Origin of the sequence: Frankia nepalensis (assembly GCF_016786325.1) — a bacterium.
Lineage (GTDB): Bacteria > Actinomycetota > Actinomycetes > Frankiales > Frankiaceae > Pseudofrankia > Pseudofrankia nepalensis.
Map to the genome: position 1 here is coordinate 35847 of NZ_JADWYU010000251.1, position 17375 is coordinate 53221.

Consider the following 17375-nt stretch of genomic DNA (forward strand, 5'->3'; position numbering starts at 1 on the left):
CCGCTGGCCTGGGATGTCGGCTGTCACAGTGACGTGGTGACGGACGCGACGCGGGGCGAGGACGTGGGGGCGGAGCTGGAGGACGCGCTGGACGTGGCGGCCGGGTTGGTCGCGCGGGCCGGCGCGTTGCTGGTGTGCGCGGGGGCGGGGATGGGGGTCGACTCCGGGCTGCCGGACTTCCGGGGGAACGCCGGGTTCTGGCGGGCCTACCCGCCGTATGCCCGGCTCGGGATGTCGTTCGTGGACCTGGCGGACCCGGAGCATTTCGCCGCCGACCCGGAGCTGGCCTGGGGTTTCTACGGGCACCGGCTCGGGCTCTACCGCCGGACGGTGCCGCACGCCGGGTTCGAGATCCTGCGACGCTGGGGCGCGAACCTCCCGGGTGGGGCGCGGGTCTTCACGTCGAACGTCGACGGCCAGTTCCAGCGGGCCGGGTTCGGCGGTGTCGCCGAGGTGCACGGTTCGATCCACCACCTGCAGTGCGTCCGGCCGTGCTCCGATGACGTCTGGCCCGCGGACGGCGTCGAGATCGAGCTCGACGAGGCCACGATGCGCGCGACCGGCCCGTTTCCCACCTGCGGACGCTGCGGCGCGCTGGCCCGGCCGAACATCCTGATGTTCGGTGACGGTGGCTGGGTGCCCGGACCGAGCGAGACCGCGCTCGGGGAGCTGTCGGCCTGGCTGCGCGACGTCCTCGAACGACAGGCGGCCACCGGCGCGGGCCGGCTGGTCGTCGTCGAGCTCGGCGCCGGCGGCGCCATCCCGACCGTGCGCCTGCACGCGGAACGCGCCGCGGCCGCGTCCGACGCCGTCGCCGGGCTGAACACGTCCGGCGTCGGCGCCGGCTCCCTCATCAGGATCAACCCCACCGAGCCGGCCGTCCGCCCGGGCGCCGGCATCTCCCTTCCCACCGGCGCCCTCGCCGCGCTCACGGCCCTCGACACCCGCTGCGCTGAGTTCCCGACGCTCCGTCGGGCCGTTGGCGACGAGTGGCCGAACTTTGACCGCGAGGACACACGCCGGTTCTAGGTTCTCGGCTGGGGTGTCTACCAGGGGAGAGGGGAACCGTGCTCAGGGGGCGGATCAAGGAGCGCGAACGCCTCGACGAGCTCGTCGAGGCCGTGCGCGGCGGGCTCAGCGGCGTTCTCCTGCTCCAAGGCGACCCCGGCATCGGCAAGACGGCGCTGCTCGACCACGCCGCCGGCGCCGCCACCGACCTGCGGGTCATCCGGGTCGCCGGGGTGGAGTCCGAGTCGGGCTTCCCGTTCGCCGCGCTGCACAGGCTGCTGATCCCCTATCTCAAGGCGCCGCGGGGCCTGCCCCCGGCGCAGGAGCGGGCGCTCCGGGTCGCGTGCGGACTGGCCGAGGGGCCGCCGCCCGACCGCTTCCTCGTGGGGCTCGCGACGCTGACGCTGCTCGCGGAGGTCGCCGCCTCGGGGCCGGTGCTGTGCTGCGTGGACGACGCCCAGTGGGTCGACGGCGAGTCGCTCGGCGTGCTCGCGTTCGTCGGCCGGCGGCTGCACGCCGACGGAGTCGGCCTGCTGTTCGCCGCGCGCGGCGGCTTCGACGGCCTCGCCGGGCTGCCGGTCCTGGAGGTCACCGGCCTGGAGGAGCGGCCCGCGCTGGAGCTGCTGCGCTCGACCGTGGCCGGGCCGCTGGACGCGCGGGTCGGGGCCCGGATCGTGGCCGCGACCGGCGGCAACCCGCTGGCGCTGACCGACCTGGGACAGGAGCTGACCGCCGCGCAGCTCGCCGGCGGGCTGTCGCTGCCGGACCCGCTGCCGGTCGGGAGCCGGCTGGAGGAGCACTACCTGCGGCGGGTGGAGGCGCTGCCCGAGGCCACCCGGACGTGGCTGCTGTTGGCCGCCGCCGAGCCGGGCGGCGACCTCGAGTACATCCGCGACGCGGCTGCCCGCCTGGGCGTCGGGCCGGACGCGACCGGGCCGGCCGAGGCGGCCCGCCTGCTGGCGCTGCGCGCGACCGCGGACTTCCGCCATCCGCTGGTGCGGTCCGCGGTGTACGGCGGCGCCACCAGCGTCGACCGGCGGCGCGCGCACGCGGCCCTGGCCGAGGCGACCACCCGTCCCGGTGACGCCGACCGGCGTGCCTGGCACCTGGCGGCCGCCTGCGTCGGCACCGACGCGGGCGTCGCCGCCGAGCTGGAGCGTTCGGCCGACCGGGCCGGCGCACGCGGCGGGTACGTGGCCCGCGCCTCGTTCCTCACCCGGGCCGCCGAGCTCACCCCCGAGGGCCCGGCGCGCGTCGAGCGGCGGCTCGCCGCCGCCGAGGCGGCGTTCGTCTCGGGCGCGCCGCTGCAGGCGCAGGCCCTGCTCGACGCCGTCGACGAGGCGGAGGCCGACGGCACCGGGCGGGGGAGGGCGCTGGTGGTCCGCGCCGGCACGCTCCTCACGCTGGGCGTCGAGGGCGGGTTCGCGCGGGCGCCGTCGCTGGCCCTGCGAGCGGCGCTGGCGTTCGGCGCGGCCGCGCCGGAGCGAGCCCGGGACGCGCTGCTGAAGACGGTGGAGTTCGGGCTCACCGCCGAGGGCCTCCTGCGCGACACCACACACGTCGAGGTCGCGCGCGTGATCCAGGATGTGCTGGGCGACGCCGAGCCCGCGACCGGACCTGGCCTGATCCTGCGCGCCTACAGCGTGCTCAGCCTCGACGGCTACGAGCGGGCCGTGCCCCACATGCGCCGCGCCTGCGCGGCGCTCGTCGACTCGGCCACCTCGGACGAGGAATATCTGAGCAGCTATCTGCCGGCGGTCTGGTTGAGCATGATGCTGTGGGACGAGCCGCTGCACACGGCTGTGATCGGTCGGGCCGTCGCCGTCGCCCGCGGGGCCGGCGCCCTCTGGCAGCTCGACACCGCCCTGTACTGCGCGGTGATGCACGAGACCAACCTCGGCCGTCTCACGGCCGCGGACGAGCTGCTGGCCGACGGTCACCAGGTCCGCGCGGCGATGGGCGCGACCGACGAGGTGTGGGCCATCTACCGCTATCCCGAGCTGCTGGCCTGGCGCGCCGACCTGGACGACCTCGACGGCGTCCTGGACGGCTCGAGGCAGGCGGCGACCTGGCTCGGCAACGGCGCGGTCGAGTCGATCGCCCGGATCGGGCAGGTGATCCTGGCCCTGGGCCGCGGCGACTACGCCCGGGCCCGGGCCGAGGCCCACCATCTGATCGCTTCCGACGCTCTCGGCTCGCACTCACGGGTGATGCCGAACCTGGTCGAGGCCGCGGTCCGCGGCGGCGACCGGGTGCTCGCGGACGCGACGCTGCGCACCCTCTCCGCCCGCGCGACCGCCGCCGGCGGCCCCTGGGCGCTGGGGCTGCTGGCCCGCTGCCAGGCGCTGCTGGCCCCGGGCGACCGCGCCGAGCCGCTCTACCAGCAGGCGATCACCCTGCTCTCCGGCACCCGTGCCCGCACGGACCTCGCCCGGGCCCACCTCCTCTATGGCGAGTGGCTGCGCCGCCGGAAACGCCGCCGGGACGCCCGCGATCAGCTGCGCGCCGCGCTGGCGATGTTCGAGCGGATCGGCGCGGCCGGGTTCGCCGCCCGGGCCGCGCAGGAACTCGCGGCGACCGGCGAGACCGCCCGCCGCCAGACCGCCGCGACGGCCACCGGCCTGACCCCGCAGGAGCTCGCGGTCGCCCGGCTCGCCGCCACCGGCGCGACGAACACCGAGATCGCCGCTCAGCTGTTCATCAGCGCCAACACGGTCGACTATCACCTGCGCAAGGTCTTCCGGAAGCTCGGCGTGACGTCGCGCCGCCAGCTCGCCGCCGCGCTCGCGAGCGCGGCGCCCGGGCAACCCGGCGGCTCGGCGGACATGACTACGCGTTCCACGGGATTCGACGACCAATCGCCCTGACCGACGATCAGGCGGACCGGAAACCCGCACACTCGTAGGTGGGAGCGCTTTCATGCCGTTCGTCACCACCACCGATGGCACGCGGATCTACTACAAGGACTGGGGTGAAGGGAGGCCCGTCGTGCTCAGCCACGGCTGGCCGCTCAACTCCGACAGCTGGGAGGCGCAGCAACTCCACCTCGCCGAGCACGGCTACCGCGCCATCGCCCACGACCGGCGCGGGCACGGCCGCTCCACCCAGACCTGGGGCGGCAACGACATGGACACCTACGCCGACGACCTGGCCGCGCTGATCGAGGCCCTCGACCTGCGTGACGTCACGCTCGTCGGGTTCTCCACCGGCGGCGGCGAGGTGGCCCGGTACATCGGCCGCCACGGCACCGCCCGCGTCGCCCAGGCGGCGCTCGTGTCGGCCGTGCCGCCGCTCATGCTGCGGACCGACGACAACCCCGGCGGCCTGCCGGCCGAGGTCTTCGACGCGATCCGCGCCGGCTCGCTGGCCGACCGGTCCCAGCTCTACCGCGACCTGGCCGACGGCCCGTTCTTCGGCCTCAACCGCCCCGGCGCGAGCGTGTCCCAGGGCGTGCGGGACGCGTTCTGGCGCCAGGGCCTGCAGGCCGGGCACCGGGGCGCGTACGAGTCGATCGCCGCCTTCTCGGCCACCGACTTCCGTCCCGACCTGGACGCCTTCGACGTGCCGACGCTGGTCATCCACGGCGACGACGACCAGGTCGTCCCGTTCGAGGTCGGCGGGCAGGCGTCCGCCGCCCGGATCAGGGACGCGGCGCTCACCGTCTACCCGGGCGCGCCACACGGCATCACCGACACCCACAAGCAGCAGCTCTCCGAGGACCTGCTCGCCTTCCTTCGCACCCACCAGGAGAACCGATGACCACGCCCGACACGATCGTTCTCGTCCACGGCTTCTGGGTGACACCACGCAGCTGGGAGCACTGGATCACGCACTTCGAGGCGAAGGGGTTCCGGGTCATCGCCCCGGGATACCCGGGCTTCGAGGTGGAGGTCGAGGCCCTGCGGGCCGACCCGCAGATCATCGTCGACGTCACCGTTCCCGCGATCATCGAAAAGATCGAAAAGATCATCGACGGTCTCGACCGCCAGCCGATCATCATGGGCCACTCGGCCGGTGGCGCGTTCACCCAGATCCTGCTCGACCACGGCCGCGGCGCCGCGGGCGTCGCGCTCAACTCGGCGCCCACCGAGGGCGTCAAGGTCGTGCCGCTCTCCCAGGTGAAGTCCACGTTCCCGGTGCTCAAGAGCCCGGCGAACCGGCACAAGGCCGTCGGGCTGTCGCTGGAGCAGTGGACGTACGCGTTCACGAACACGTTCACCGCCGAGGAGTCCGCTGCCCTCTACGAGCGGTACCACATCCCCGCCAACGGCGGGATCCTGTGGGGCAGCGTCCTGGCCAACTTCCAGCCCGGCCACCAGGACACCTGGGTCAACTACCACAACGACGACCGTGCCCCGCTGCTGTTCATCTCCGGCAGCGAGGACCACATCATGCCGCCCGCCGTCCAGCAGTCCAACCTCAAGCACTACAAGTCCAAGGCACTCACCGAGATCAAGGAGTACGACGGGTACGCGCACCTGCTGCCCGCCCAGCAGGGCTGGGAAGAGATCGCCGACTACGCCCTCGACTGGGCGCTGCGGCACGCACGGTCGTGAGCACGGTCCGCGTCACCCACATCGGCGGCCCGACCGCGCTCATCGAGTTCGCGGGCTGGCGGCTGCTGACCGACCCCACGTTCGACGCCGCGGGGGGCGCGTACGCGTTCGGCTGGGGCACCTCGTCCCGCAAGCTCACGGACCCGGCCATCCCGGCCGACGCGCTCGGTCCCGTCGACGCGGTGCTGCTCACCCACGACCACCACGGCGACAACCTCGACGCCGCCGGCCGAAAGCTGCTGGCGTCGGCGGGCACGGTCGTCACCACGGTGCCCGGGGCTGGGCGGCTCGGCGGCGGCGCGCGCGGGCTCGGCCCGTGGGCGTCGACCACGCTGGAAGGCGAGGGACGACCGACGATCGAGGTCACCGCCACGCCGTGCCGGCACGGCCCGCCGCTGTTCCGCCCGATCGTCGGCGACGTCGTCGGCTTCGCCCTGCGCTGGGACGGGCAGCGCCACGGCGTGCTGTGGATCTCCGGTGACACCGTCCTCTACGGAGGCGTCCGGCAGGTCGCCGACCGCCTGACGGTCGGGCTCGCGCTGGTGCACCTCGGCGGGGTGCGCTTCCCGGTCACCGGGCCGCTGCGCTACACCATGACCGCCCGCGACGCCGTCGACCTGCTCGAGGCCGTACGCCCGCGCACCGCCGTGCCCGTGCACTACGAGGGCTGGAAGCACTTCTCCCAGCCTCGGGCCGTCATCGAGCGCGAGTTCGCGGACGCGCCGCCGGATGTCCGGGACAGCGTCCGCTGGCTGCCCATCGGCACCCCCACCGACCTGGAGACCTGACAGGGCGGCACACGGCACCACCTGGCATCACCCAGCACCACGGCACCACATGGCACCGCGCCCGCGGGGCCGGCGCTAGACGCCGGCCCCGCGGGCGTCGTCACGTAGGCATCGTCACGTAGGCGTCGTCACGTAGGCGTCGTCACGCGGGCGCCGCGGGCGGGACCGGACGGGCGGGGTCACACCGGCGGAGCTCCGTTTTCCAGGTAGGGCGCGCCGTCCTGCAGGTAGACGGTCACGCCCGCCGCCCGGGCGGTCAGGCTGGCGGCCACCCGCCGCGCGAGCAGCGGCGTCATCAGCTCCGACAACTGGTCCAGCGGGGTGAACGACCACGCGGCCAGCTCCTCGGCCGGCAGCCGGATTCCCGCGGCCTCGTCGGCCGAGAGCCGGCCGCCGTCGAACACGACGATCAGACCTTCGGTGCGTTCCGCCGACGGCGGCACCCAGTCCACCGCCAGCAGCCCGCCGAGCACCCGGTCCAGGCCGAGTTCCTCCCGCAGCTCTCGCCGGGCCGCCGCGTAGGGCGCCTCGTCCTCCTCGACCACGCCACCCGGGAGATCCCACCCGCGCCGGTAGGTCGGTCGCACCAGCAGCACCTGGCCGTCGTCGTCCACGAGGACGACGGCCGCCGCCATCCGCTTGCGTGGCAGCCCACGCCGCCAGGCGAGCGCGGACGATTCGGCGGGCGTCTCCATAACCGCCACCGTAGTGGGCCCGTGGAGTTTCCGGCTCCGACAGGCGAACATCCCGCCTCCGGCCTTCATCGCCGGCCGGACGAAAACAAGGACCTCAGGCCCGCCACCGAAAGTCGGCCACCCGGCGGGTGTCCTTCAGCTGACAACTCGCCGGCCGTCCCGCCTTCACCGCAGGTCAGCCACCCTTCCGTCAGCTCCGTGTGTCCACGGAAAGTGCTAGCACCCGGCCGCGAACCGGGCCAGCACCGTCGTCACACCCCGCATCCGGAGCCGACAATGGCGACGCGCGGGAAACCCCATGGACACGAAATTCGGGGGTTTTCCTCCGCTCGCTTCGCGGCGCCGGAAGGCATCGCGTATCCGATAGGAGAAGTATTCATGAACCGTCTTCTCGCTCCGTTGTCCCGCCGGGCCGGGACGGCTCTGGCCGCGGGTGCCCTGGCTCTGGGGATGGCCACCGCGGCGTGCGCTCCGGAGGCGGCGAGCACCAGCGACGCGGCGCCGCCGCCCGCCGCCGGCGCGACGACCGCCGCGCCGGCGGCCGCGGCCGGCGGGGTCGAGCCAAAACCGGCGGAGGAGGCCGTGCCGACGTCGGGGGCGCGGCTCGCGAACGGCGCGACGACGAACTGCCCCGGCAATCCCTATGCCGGGGTCTGGGTGGCCGACGACCCGAACGGGTTCATCGCCAGCGTCACCATTGCGTTCACCGACTGCAACAAGTACAACACCAGCCGGATCCGCGTTGTCTCCCACAGCTGGATGGGCCTGTCCGGCGGCTACTGGGACTGGGGCACAGCGAACAACGTGAGCTGGGGTTACGTGGGCACCTCGGTGACCGTGACCTACTACTTCAACAGCGGCTTCACGGAGAAGCTCCGCATCCTCCCCTCGGTGAACGGCTCCGGCATCTCGACCGACGGCCACGAGAGCTGGCCGGACGGCGACGGCCGCAACCTGCCCACGCAGCGCTACCACCGCTATTAGTAACCGGGCGCCCAGCCCCGGTCTGGTCCGCCGCTTCTCCGGGGGGAGCGGCGGGCCGGGCCGGGGTTCGGCGTGCTCCGACCGGCGCGGCTCCCATCGGGCGGCGGGGCGCGCACCGCCATGCCCTCGACCGTCACGTCCCTGACCAGCGTGTCCGTGACCAGCGTGTCCACGACCACGGCGGGCGGTGAACACGGTCTGGAAATCTGGATCTGGCGCAGATCTTGTCAGGGCCCGGCCCGGCCCGGCCCGATCATGATCGCCCGGTGCTTGGGGAAACGGTGGGCAACACCGTGTCGCGGCGACCATATCCACGAGCAAATGGCGATCAAGGGAAGGCGCGCCGGGTCCAGGCTCCACGAGATCCACGCCGGCACCGGGCGTCTTGTTCAGCCGGTCCGGTCACCGGTGGGTGGGCTCGCGCCGGGAACCGCCTGATCCAGGCGGTCGCCGGCTCCCGTGAACAGGCCGGCGAGGATGACGGCGATGAGCCGTCGCATGGTGACGTCTCGGGCGCCGTCGGCGGCCTCCAGCTCGGCGGCGGCGTCGAGCATCACCAGGACTCGCGCGAGGTCCGCCGGCTCGGCGTCGGCACGCAGCCGCCCCTCGGCCTGGGCACGCCGGAAGGGCGGCGTGAGTATGCCGACCAGCCCGGCGAGGTACTGCCGCTGCTCCTGGTCCGGAATCTCCCGCAGCACGGCGGTGAGCGGTCGCATGGTGGCCTGCGTGGACAGGACCCAGCTGAGGATGTCCTCGAAGGGACGGCCGTCCTCCTCCGCGCCGTCGACGACCTCTCGCAGGGCCTCGAGGTAGTCCGCCGCGACGGCGCCGGCGAGCGCGTGCCGGTCGGGGAAGTGGCGGTACACGGTCGCCCGTCCGAGTCCCGCCCGGCGCGCGATCTCGCGCAGCGGGACGGCCCGGGAGCCGCCGGTGAAGGCCGCGTCCGCGACCCGGAGGATGGCCTCCCGGTTGCGGCGGGCGTCGTCACGCCGAGGCGTCAGCATTCGAATCCGAGCCATCGCCGCCACGACACGACGCGTATCCTACCCGGCGTAGTGAGACCCACAACCTCTTCTTAGTCTCGGTTGTCCTCCATACACTGCCGGTCGCGCGAAGGTCGCGTGACCGCCTTTTCGTGTAGGTGGCGCCAATAGGTGGCCAGAGGCCGGCGCGATCTACCTGGCTATCGACGAGCGGCCGCCTTCCCGGGTTTATCGGAATCCGGCGCCGACGAGTCGGGCCCGCGGTGGACGAACCAGGAGACGACAGTGCCCGTCGGGAAGACAGTGCTATTCAGAAAACGCGCCTCGCTCGCCGGCGCGGCCGTGGCGGTGCTTCTCGCCACGGCGGGGCTGAGCTCGGCGCGACTGACGGCGGCCGCGGCGGCGGCGCCGGGCTGCGCGGGAGACCACTGGGTCGCGAGCTGGGTCGCCAGCCCCACCGACTCCCTCGTGCCCACGGACGCCACCGGTGACCTCACGCCCCAGGTGCTCACGTACCAGACACTGCGGATGATCGTCACTCCTCACCGAGGAGGATCCAGCCTCAGAATCCATCTCTCGAACCGGTTCGGCGCCTCGGACGTGAGCTTCGGCCGCGTCACCGTCGGAAGGCAGACCAGTGGTGCCGCGGCGACGAACATCGTGCCGGTGACCTTCGGAAACGCCCAGTCGGTGACGATTCCCAAGGGCCAGGACGTCGTGAGCGACCCGGTGGCGCTGACCTTCGCCGCTTTCGCTCCGCTCGCGGTCAGCATGTATGTGCCGGGTATCCAGACACCGCCGACCAAGCACTGGAACGCCAACGCGACGTCCTACTACTCGCTTCCGCTGACCGGCGACTCCAGCAGGCAGCAGTCCTCCTGGGGTTTCTTCGGTGATACGGGCAGCTGGCTGTACGTGAGCGGTGTCGACGTCCTGACGCCCGCGCGCACCCGGGGTGTCGTCGCCTTCGGCGACTCGATCACGGACGGCTTCGTGGGAGCAACGCCGCTCAGCATTCCCGCGGACGCGGCCGTGGCGGACACGAACGGGCGCTATCCCGACCAGCTGCAGCGGCGCCTGGACCAGGCCGGGATCCCGATCTCCGTGGTGAACGCGGGAATCGGCGGCAACCAGCTCCTGACCGGCGGCGAACCGCTGCAGACGGGCCCCAGCGGCCTGGCGCGCTTCGACAAGGACGTCCTCGCGCAGGCCGGCGTCGCCGGCGTGCTGGTCCTCGAGGGCATCAACGACCTGGGACTGTCGCGGTCCACCGCCGAGCAGCTCATCGCCGGCTACACCCAGCTGATCGAACGGTCGCACGCGGCGGGCCTGAAGATCTGGCTCGCGACCATCACCCCCGCGTCCAACGCCCTCGTCGACGGCACGCTGCTCGCTCCCAACAGCGAGACGTCCCGCCAGCAGATCAACAGCTGGATCCGTACCCAGACACTCGCCGACGGCTTCGTCGACTTCGACGCCGCGCTGCGGGATCCCGCCGACCCGTCGATCCTCCGGCCGGCGTACGCGTCGGTCGACAACCTGCACCCCAACCTCGCCGGTTACCAGGCGATGGCCAACGCCGTGCCCCAGGACCTGCTCAGCTCCGTCACCTGCCCGAGCTAATGGCCTTCGTGGACGCCTGATCGGGTCCTTGGCACCGCATCCAGCGACGTTCGTCCGTACCAGAACGACAGCCGAGAGATCAGTCAGACGTTTCGCGTCACCGTGGCGCGCCACGTCTGACTGATCTTGGCTCCATGGGTGTGGTCGGCGGGGCGGACGTTCGTCGAGGCGGCGTTAGGCCTTGTTCCACGCGAACCCGTCCGGATCGGTGAAGGGCGCGGAATCGCCGCCGATCACGAGCCGGTGCGACCCGGTCCCGTCGGGAGAGACACCGGCGTCCTTGGCGAGCCCACGACGCTTGTAGAGCGCCAGCTTCACCGGGCTCGACGGGGTATCGAACTCGACATATGTGCGGGCGAAGCTCTTTCCCACGGCGAGGCCATGGTCGACGTAGAACCGCTTGCTCGCCACCACATCCGTGACTCCCAGCAGCAGCACGATCTGATCGAACCGCCGGCTGGCCGGGGCGGTGTCCTTCTTCGCCGAGGTCGCGACCTTCCAGATCGTCCCGTCGGGCGCCTGGACGACGCCGCCGTAGCCCCAGAACGACTTCGCGGCCGGCTTCAAGGGCGAGGCGCCGGCGGCGAGTGCCGCGTTGATGAGGCCGTCCGCGTTCGCGGGCTGAGACACCGTGAGGGACAGCGTGAACCCGCGGAAGCCGGTCGTGGGCGCGTCCGAGGCGCGCAGGCGGACGGGTGCGTCGGAGCCGAACGCGGCGTCATAGAACTCGCCGGCGGCCGCGGTGTCCGACACTTCAAGGGTGATGGAATCGATGGAGGTCATGACGGTCACGCTAGGTGTGGCTCGTCGCCCAACGCTTCTCCATTCCTGACCGATCCGGCCCTCGCCCGGCGCCGCCGACGGCGAGCGGGCGGGACCAGAAGCGTCGCCCCCTCCGCTCATCGATTGCCTCGCCAACTCGCCGGCGGGCGCCCGAGCACGGGCGCCCGAGCACGGGGGACAGGGCGCGGGGCGGTGGGCCAGCGGAGGTGGGTCGCCGGGTCAGGCGAGCAGCCGAGCGCCCGAGCGCCACCGAGCGAGAGCGTGGCACCCGCGCCACCCAGGGACGCCACCCCCGTGTCGATCACCAGCGCCGAATCATCCCCCATGGCGCCGGAAGAGGCCGGATTCATGGCCACAGGGGATGACCAGATCTGCCATCTTCGGGCAAGGTGACCAACGTCGACAGGGACGTCGATGGAGGAAGCTGAGGGAGAGGCAGGAGGGGAGGAGGAGTGAACTCACTCCTTGCCACTCTCAACGTATAGCGCACCTGGGGGCTTGCGGCAAGACCCGGGTCATGCCGCAGGATCGCTGGTCGAGGCCAGGGCCTGCGGAAATGGGAGTCGCGGAGTGCATGTGGTGTTGTCGACGTACGGGATGCGCGGGGACGTCGAACTGGTGATGGGAGCCGGAGCGCGCCCGGGGGAACTCGGCGCGCGGGAGCGGGTGTGCGCGCCGTCGGCCGGCGAGTTCTCGGAGTCACCGGCCGGTATCGCCGCGCCGGCGGGTGCGGGCCGGCACCCCGGCGCCCCGGCGCACCCGCTGGTGACCGGGGCACCGCCGTCGTCGGCGGACGTGTCCCGGCGCACGGACATATCCCGGCGCGCGGGTGTGTCCCGGCGCATGGACGCGTCCCGATGCGCGGACGTGCCCCGGCACGCGGACGTGTTCCGACGCGGGGCCGGATTCTGGCGCGCGGCCGCGTTGGCCGCCGCGCGGTTCGACACGCCTACCGTGCCGTCAGAGTGGAGCCGCTGACATGAACCCTCTGACCACCAGCGCGTTCGACCTTCCCGGCCGCCTCGCCGCCAAGGCTGACCCGACGCTGATCGCCGGCGACGAGCAGCACTTCGCGGCGATCGCGGCGAGCCTCGAGCAGGCGATCGCGGATCTGTCCGACCGCCTCGCCACCGAGCGCGCCGCGCCCGGCGGGATCGGCCAGGCGGCGATGGACCGGGACATGGAGATCCATCGGCTGACCGCCCGCCTGCGCGCCCTGCGCCGCTTCGGCCTGGACCTGTGCCTCGGCCGCATCGTCGGCGCGGACAATCCCGAGCCGCTCTACGTCGGCCGGCTGGGGCTCACGGACAGCGCGGGCCGTCGGCTGCTGCTCGACTGGCGTTCCCCCGCGGCCGAGCCGTTCTTCGGAGCGACCCACGCCAACCCGATGGGTCTGGCCAGCCGCCGCAGATACCGCTGGACCCGCGGCCGGATCAGCGACTACTGGGACGAGGTGTTCACCCCGGACGGGTTCGAGGGGCACGCCGCGCTCGACGACCAGTCCGCCTTCATCGCCAGCCTGGGCAGCAACCGGACGGCCCGGATGCGAGACGTGCTCGGCACCATCCAGGCCGACCAGGACGCCATCATCCGCGCCGGATCCCGCGGCGCGCTCGTCGTCGACGGCGGTCCGGGGACGGGAAAGACCGTCGTCGCGCTGCACCGCGCCGCCTACCTCGTGTATTCCGACCCCCGCCTCGGTCACCGTCGGGGCGGCGTGCTGTTCGTCGGTCCGCACCAGCCCTACCTGAACTACGTCGCCGACGTCCTCCCCAGCCTCGGCGAGGAGGGCGTGCAGACCTGCACCCTGCGGGACCTCGTCGCCGAGGGCGTCACGGCGGCGGTCGAGACCGACCCGGAGGTGGCCCGCCTGAAGTCGTCCGCGGACCTGGTGAAGGCGGTCGAGACGGCCGTCAGGTTCTACGAGGAGCCGCCCTCCAGGGGGATGACGGTCACGACCCACTGGTCCGACCTCTGGCTGAGCGCCGACGACTGGGCCGAGGCGTTCGAAGCGGCGGATCCCGGCACACCGCACAACGAGGCGCGTGACCAGATCTGGGAGGAACTGCTCGCGATCCTGATAGACAAGCACGACGGCGACGTCTCGTTCGACCTGCTCCGCCGGTCACTGCTGCAGAACAGGGAACTGCTCGCGACCTTCAACCGGGCGTGGCCGCTGATCGAAGCGGCTGACCTCGTCGCGGACCTGTGGTCGGTACCCGCCTACCTGCGCAGGTGCGCTCCCTGGCTCAGCCCCGACGAGGTTCGGAAGCTGCGGCGCGAGGACGCCCGGGCCTGGACGGTGTCCGACCTGCCGATTCTGGACGCGGCACGGCAGCGGCTCGGCGACCCGGAGGCCTCACGGCGCAGGCGGCGGAACAAAGCCCTGATCGCCGCCGAACGCCAGCGCATGGCCAGGGTCGTCGAGAACCTGATCGAGGTCGCCGACGACGAGTACGGGGTGGGCCTGGTGACGATGCTGCGCGGCGAGGACTTCAAGGACGTCCTGGTCGACGAGGCGGCGTTGCCGGGTTCCGATCCGGATCTGCTCGCCGGTCCGTTCGCGCACGTCGTCGTGGACGAGGCCCAGGAACTGACCGACGCGGAATGGCAGATGCTGCTGCTGCGCTGCCCGTCCCGGAGCTTCACCATCGTCGGGGACCGCGCCCAGGCCAGGCACGGATTCACCGAATCGTGGCGGGAACGGCTCCAGCGGAGCGGATTGGACCAGATAGACCTGGCTTCCCTGAGTGTCAACTACCGGACGCCGGAAGAGGTCATGGCGGAAGCCGAGCCGGTCATCCGGGCCGTCCTCCCGGACGCCAACGTGCCGACCTCCATCCGCCGCGGCGGCGTCCCCGTCGTGTACGGATCCGCTTCGGATCTGGACTCGATCCTCGACACCTGGCTCGCCACGCACGCCGACGGGATCGCCTGTGTCATCTCAGGCCAGCAGCGGGCCGATATCATCTCAGGCCAGCAGCGGGCCGGTGTCATCCCGGGCCAGCAGCGGGCCGGCGCCGTCGGCACTGGTGACGCCGAGGACGCGATGTTCCAGGCGAGGCCCCGCGTCCGGTCGCTGCCGCCGGAGCTTTCGAAGGGGCTCGAGTTCGACCTGGTCGTCCTCGTCGACCCGGACGAGTTCGGCGGGGGCATCGAAGGCGCGGTCGACCGCTATGTCGCGATGACCCGGGCGACCCAGCAACTCGTCATCCTCACGAGCCCCTGACGTCGCCTAGGGCAACGCGATCGCCGCCCGGCGGCCGTGCGGACCACCACCGACCCCGGAGAAGCCGATCCGCGTCGAGTCCGAGATCCCGGCTGTCCCGCGATGAACATCGCTGGCCGCGCGCGGATCGGCGCTCCGGGGTCCGCGGCCAGCGATGTGTCCGGCCGGCCGTCGAACGTGCCGATCACGCCTGGGGCCGTGACAGCCGCCGGTGTCAGGTCAGCGAGCGGATGTCCGCGACGTCGTACTCGGCCACGGAGGCCGCGAGCATCGCGGCGTCCTGTTCCTCGCTTGGGCCGCTGCCGCGGAAGGCATTGACGGCTTCCTGGGTCTCCCAGCGTTCGAAGATGTTGATCCGTGTTGGGTCGATCAGATCGGCGCTCAGGGAGAAATCGAGGCAGCCCGGCGCGCGTCGCGCCTGCTCGACGACGCCGACACAGTTCGCGAGGTAACGCGCTCGCTGGGTCGCGTCGATGAAGATCTGCCCAGCGACGATCACCATGATGTTCCTCCGAGTCTCGTCTGACACGAAGGAAGGACTGCCCACGACGCCTGGGCTCATCGCTGAATGCCCGACCCGGCCGGAACGCGTGTGCGCCCACGCGCCCGTGCGTATGCCAGCTCGGGCTGTTCATGTCAGGAGTCGCTCGAGCGCGTCGGCGAGCTCGGTCACGGGGCGCCGACGGTCCAACTCGAGCGTCGAGCCCTTCCGTGGCAGGGGTTCGACCGTCCGCGCGTGGCGGGTAGTCCGCCTCGGCGAAGGACAGCCGCCGTGCCTGGGCCAGACAGCCGCGCCTGAGCGATTCGGCTCAGCTCGAACCATGGCAACGCGCTCAGGAAAGACGGCCGCGCGGCGGCGAGCCTTGCGGTACACGACCTTGGCACCGCCGTCGGCGGCGGGGTCTCCGGCGGCGGGACGGTGACGAGATCAGGCCTCAGCCTTGCCCAGGGAACCCGCCGTGCCGGCGCGGCGGGTATCAAGCACCCACCTGGATGATGCTTTCCACTCGAGCCCGTCATTCCCCGGAAGGGCGGGGCGCGGGCAGGGCGGCAGCACTCGGGCGACGGTTCAAGAACTGGCTCTCCTCGGACCTGAGCGGAGGCTCACGCGGATCCGGGGGTGCCGGGGCCGCGGCGCCTTCCGATCGACCGCGCCGCCTTCGTGATCGCGGGTACGGCGGGGTGACCCGGATGCTCGCGGTCGTCCTGCTGCCGGTGGCCCTCGTGGCCGCGCCGCGCCGCGCGCTACAGGTGGCCTGCCAGTGGGCGCTGGCGGCCCGGTTCCCTACTGAGAACCTCGCCGGCCTGACGCCGGCGACCCGCGCCGCGTTCACGGCGGCGCGTACCCGGGCGTTGTGGCGCGACGGCGAGGTGGTCGGCCTGACGTCCGGATACCGGGACCTCGCGGAACAGGAACGGCTGTTCGCCGAGGAGGTCCGCGGAAGCGGATCCGCGGCGGCGGCCAGAGCACGGGCGTTGCCGCCCCACGAATCCCGGCACGTCGCGGGGACCGCGCTGGACGTGCGGCCGGTCGCGGGCGCGCGCTGGCTGGAGCGCCACGGTTCCCGCTACCACCTGTACCGGATGTACGACAACGAGTGGTGGCATTTCGAGTACTGCCCTGACGACCCACCGCGCCGCCTGCCTCACCCAGGCATGTCGCATTCCGACCCGTCGCATTCCGAATAAGCCGGACCAACCGCGATGATCTCGTAAGTGTCCCGCGGGCGGGCAGCGTGCCCCGGACGTTGGCGCGGGCGGCGCGGTCGAGGCGGGCGAGTTCGACATTTTGTGCGTCGGCTGATCACTGGTTCGCCTGAGCGTGGTGCTCGGCAATGAAGTGGGCTCCTAGGCGGGTCTGTAGGCGTGGCCGGTCCGGGAGCCTCATTGCGGCGAGGAAGCAAGGCGTAAGGGAGGGCCGACGATGACGGCGGTGGCGCGTCTGGCCGACGGGCTTGATGCCGGCGGTGAGGTGTCGCTGGTGTCGCTGGCGTTGCCGGAGGGGCCAGGGCTGGTGGTACGGCGACGGTCGACGGGACGGCGTCCGGGACGGATTCCCGTCGTCGCGAGTACAGGGCGTCCCTCGTTGCTGGCGGCACGGTCGGCCGCCGTCGTCGGGGATGCCGCCGGCCTCGAATTCCTGGAAGTGAGCAGGACCGAACTGACGCGGGTGGCGGTGACCATGGGCCGCATGTCGCATCTGCTGTCGGTGGTGATGTATCCGGCGGGGGTGCCGCCGTATCGGACAGCGCTGGCCGTCGCGGCGGCCGATCTGCTGCGCCAGGAACGCGGCGACGGGCGGCCGGTCGTGACCTGTGGGAATCGCCCGTTGCTGGGCTCGGGCCGGTCGGCGGTGCCGCACGCGGTCAGGGTGGACAGCCCCGGGGGATCCCGGGACCAGATCGTCTGGGAGATCGTCGCCTGGGAGGACATGCCGACGTGGCTGGCCGGTCTCAGGTCAGACGCCGGAGCAGCCGCGGCGGGGTGATCCCCGCCAGGCGGCCGTCACGACGTCACACATCCCGAGCGCGGACACGGGGTCAGACGATCCGGGCGTGCCTTCGCCTTCGCCGTCGGAGTTCCGCCTTCGCCGTCGTGGTCCGCCTGCTCCCGGCGCGGCTACGCGGGCCACGGCCACGCCAGTCGCCGCCGTGCTCAGCGGCGGTGGGCGGGTGAGGGTTTCACGGTGTGGAGGGTGAAGTAGATGACTCCGGTGACCAGGAGTG

Annotated in this window: 15 protein-coding genes; 11 read left to right on the top strand and 4 right to left on the bottom strand. The window is 72.4% G+C overall.

Annotated elements, in window-relative coordinates:
* The first annotated feature begins 36 nt into the window (after positions 1–36).
* From I6A81_RS39300 to I6A81_RS39320, 5 genes are read left to right on the top strand one after another with little or no spacing between them, the layout of a single operon-like run.
* Positions 37–1029, top strand: a complete 993-nt coding sequence (locus tag I6A81_RS39300; RefSeq protein WP_307875211.1) for an SIR2 family NAD-dependent protein deacylase — start codon at positions 37–39, stop codon at positions 1027–1029.
* Positions 1030–1067: 38 nt separating this feature from the next.
* Positions 1068–3875 carry a helix-turn-helix transcriptional regulator gene (locus tag I6A81_RS39305; RefSeq protein WP_203002156.1) on the top strand — a complete coding sequence of 936 codons (2808 nt, stop codon included), beginning with the start codon at positions 1068–1070 and terminating at the stop codon, positions 3873–3875.
* A gap of 52 nt (positions 3876–3927) precedes the next feature.
* The gene (locus tag I6A81_RS39310; RefSeq protein ID WP_203002155.1) at positions 3928–4767 is read left to right on the top strand and encodes an alpha/beta fold hydrolase; all 840 of its coding nucleotides are present in this window, start codon (positions 3928–3930) and stop codon (positions 4765–4767) included.
* Positions 4764–5564: an alpha/beta hydrolase gene (locus tag I6A81_RS39315; protein ID WP_203002154.1), complete on the top strand. Its 801-nt coding sequence runs from the start codon at positions 4764–4766 to the stop codon at positions 5562–5564. The genes I6A81_RS39310 and I6A81_RS39315 overlap by 4 nt, the downstream gene beginning before the upstream one ends.
* Positions 5561–6352 carry an MBL fold metallo-hydrolase gene (locus I6A81_RS39320; RefSeq protein ID WP_203002153.1) on the top strand — a complete coding sequence of 264 codons (792 nt, stop codon included), beginning with the start codon at positions 5561–5563 and terminating at the stop codon, positions 6350–6352. Before I6A81_RS39315 ends, I6A81_RS39320 begins: the two co-directional genes overlap by 4 nt.
* 179 nt (positions 6353–6531) lie before the next feature.
* On the opposite strand, the gene I6A81_RS39325 is transcribed toward I6A81_RS39320, so the two are convergent.
* Positions 6532–7047, bottom strand: a complete 516-nt coding sequence (locus I6A81_RS39325) for an NUDIX domain-containing protein (RefSeq protein WP_203002152.1) — start codon at positions 7045–7047, stop codon at positions 6532–6534.
* Positions 7048–7425: 378 nt separating this feature from the next.
* Between I6A81_RS39325 and I6A81_RS39330 the strand changes: the two genes are divergently transcribed.
* Positions 7426–8031 (top strand): hypothetical protein, encoded by a 606-nt coding sequence (locus tag I6A81_RS39330; protein ID WP_203002151.1) that lies wholly within the window; start codon positions 7426–7428, stop codon positions 8029–8031.
* 389 nt (positions 8032–8420) lie between these two features.
* Here the strand turns inward: I6A81_RS39330 and I6A81_RS39335 are convergent, their stop codons facing one another.
* Positions 8421–9050, bottom strand: a complete 630-nt coding sequence (locus I6A81_RS39335; RefSeq protein WP_238428765.1) for a TetR/AcrR family transcriptional regulator — start codon at positions 9048–9050, stop codon at positions 8421–8423.
* A gap of 249 nt (positions 9051–9299) precedes the next feature.
* Here I6A81_RS39335 and I6A81_RS45935 point away from each other — a divergent pair, with 249 nt between their 5' ends.
* Positions 9300–10637, top strand: coding sequence for an SGNH/GDSL hydrolase family protein (locus I6A81_RS45935; RefSeq protein WP_307875212.1), 1338 nt, complete (start codon positions 9300–9302; stop codon positions 10635–10637).
* A 174-nt stretch (positions 10638–10811) separates the two neighbouring features.
* Here the strand turns inward: I6A81_RS45935 and I6A81_RS39345 are convergent, their stop codons facing one another.
* The gene (locus tag I6A81_RS39345; RefSeq protein ID WP_203002150.1) at positions 10812–11420 is read right to left on the bottom strand and encodes a VOC family protein; all 609 of its coding nucleotides are present in this window, start codon (positions 11418–11420) and stop codon (positions 10812–10814) included.
* 576 nt (positions 11421–11996) lie between these two features.
* On the opposite strand from I6A81_RS39345, the gene I6A81_RS39350 reads away from it, so the two are divergent.
* Both I6A81_RS39350 and helR read left to right on the top strand, forming a co-directional pair.
* Positions 11997–12398, top strand: a complete 402-nt coding sequence (locus I6A81_RS39350) for a hypothetical protein (RefSeq protein WP_203002149.1) — start codon at positions 11997–11999, stop codon at positions 12396–12398.
* Position 12399: 1 nt separating this feature from the next.
* On the top strand, positions 12400–14649 hold the full coding sequence (gene helR / locus I6A81_RS39355; protein WP_203002148.1) for an RNA polymerase recycling motor ATPase HelR: 2250 nt from the start codon (positions 12400–12402) through the stop codon (positions 14647–14649).
* A gap of 214 nt (positions 14650–14863) precedes the next feature.
* On the opposite strand, the gene I6A81_RS39360 is transcribed toward helR, so the two are convergent.
* Positions 14864–15151 carry a putative quinol monooxygenase gene (locus I6A81_RS39360; protein WP_203002147.1) on the bottom strand — a complete coding sequence of 96 codons (288 nt, stop codon included), beginning with the start codon at positions 15149–15151 and terminating at the stop codon, positions 14864–14866.
* Between the two features lie 689 nt (positions 15152–15840).
* On the opposite strand from I6A81_RS39360, the gene I6A81_RS39365 reads away from it, so the two are divergent.
* Together I6A81_RS39365 and I6A81_RS39370 are read left to right on the top strand one after the other, a co-directional pair.
* Positions 15841–16338, top strand: coding sequence for a D-alanyl-D-alanine carboxypeptidase family protein (locus I6A81_RS39365; protein ID WP_238428764.1), 498 nt, complete (start codon positions 15841–15843; stop codon positions 16336–16338).
* Between the two features lie 235 nt (positions 16339–16573).
* Complete coding sequence (locus I6A81_RS39370; RefSeq protein ID WP_203002146.1) at positions 16574–17137, top strand: hypothetical protein; 564 nt, start codon at positions 16574–16576, stop codon at positions 17135–17137.
* Positions 17138–17375 lie beyond the last annotated feature (238 nt).

Bases quoted from the DNA above. Each gene is read 5' to 3' on its own strand.
- I6A81_RS39310 (WP_203002155.1), top strand. From the start codon at position 3,928: ATGCCGTTCGTCACCACCACCGATGGCACGCGGATCTACTACAAGGAC.
- I6A81_RS39315 (WP_203002154.1), top strand. From the start codon at position 4,764: ATGACCACGCCCGACACGATCGTTCTCGTCCACGGCTTCTGGGTGACA.
- I6A81_RS39325 (WP_203002152.1), bottom strand. From the start codon at position 7,047: ATGGAGACGCCCGCCGAATCGTCCGCGCTCGCCTGGCGGCGTGGGCTG.
- I6A81_RS39330 (WP_203002151.1), top strand. From the start codon at position 7,426: ATGAACCGTCTTCTCGCTCCGTTGTCCCGCCGGGCCGGGACGGCTCTG.
- I6A81_RS39335 (WP_238428765.1), bottom strand. From the start codon at position 9,050: ATGGCTCGGATTCGAATGCTGACGCCTCGGCGTGACGACGCCCGCCGC.
- I6A81_RS39345 (WP_203002150.1), bottom strand. From the start codon at position 11,420: ATGACCTCCATCGATTCCATCACCCTTGAAGTGTCGGACACCGCGGCC.
- helR (WP_203002148.1), top strand. From the start codon at position 12,400: ATGAACCCTCTGACCACCAGCGCGTTCGACCTTCCCGGCCGCCTCGCC.
- I6A81_RS39360 (WP_203002147.1), bottom strand. From the start codon at position 15,151: ATGGTGATCGTCGCTGGGCAGATCTTCATCGACGCGACCCAGCGAGCG.
- I6A81_RS39365 (WP_238428764.1), top strand. From the start codon at position 15,841: ATGCTCGCGGTCGTCCTGCTGCCGGTGGCCCTCGTGGCCGCGCCGCGC.
- I6A81_RS39370 (WP_203002146.1), top strand. From the start codon at position 16,574: ATGACGGCGGTGGCGCGTCTGGCCGACGGGCTTGATGCCGGCGGTGAG.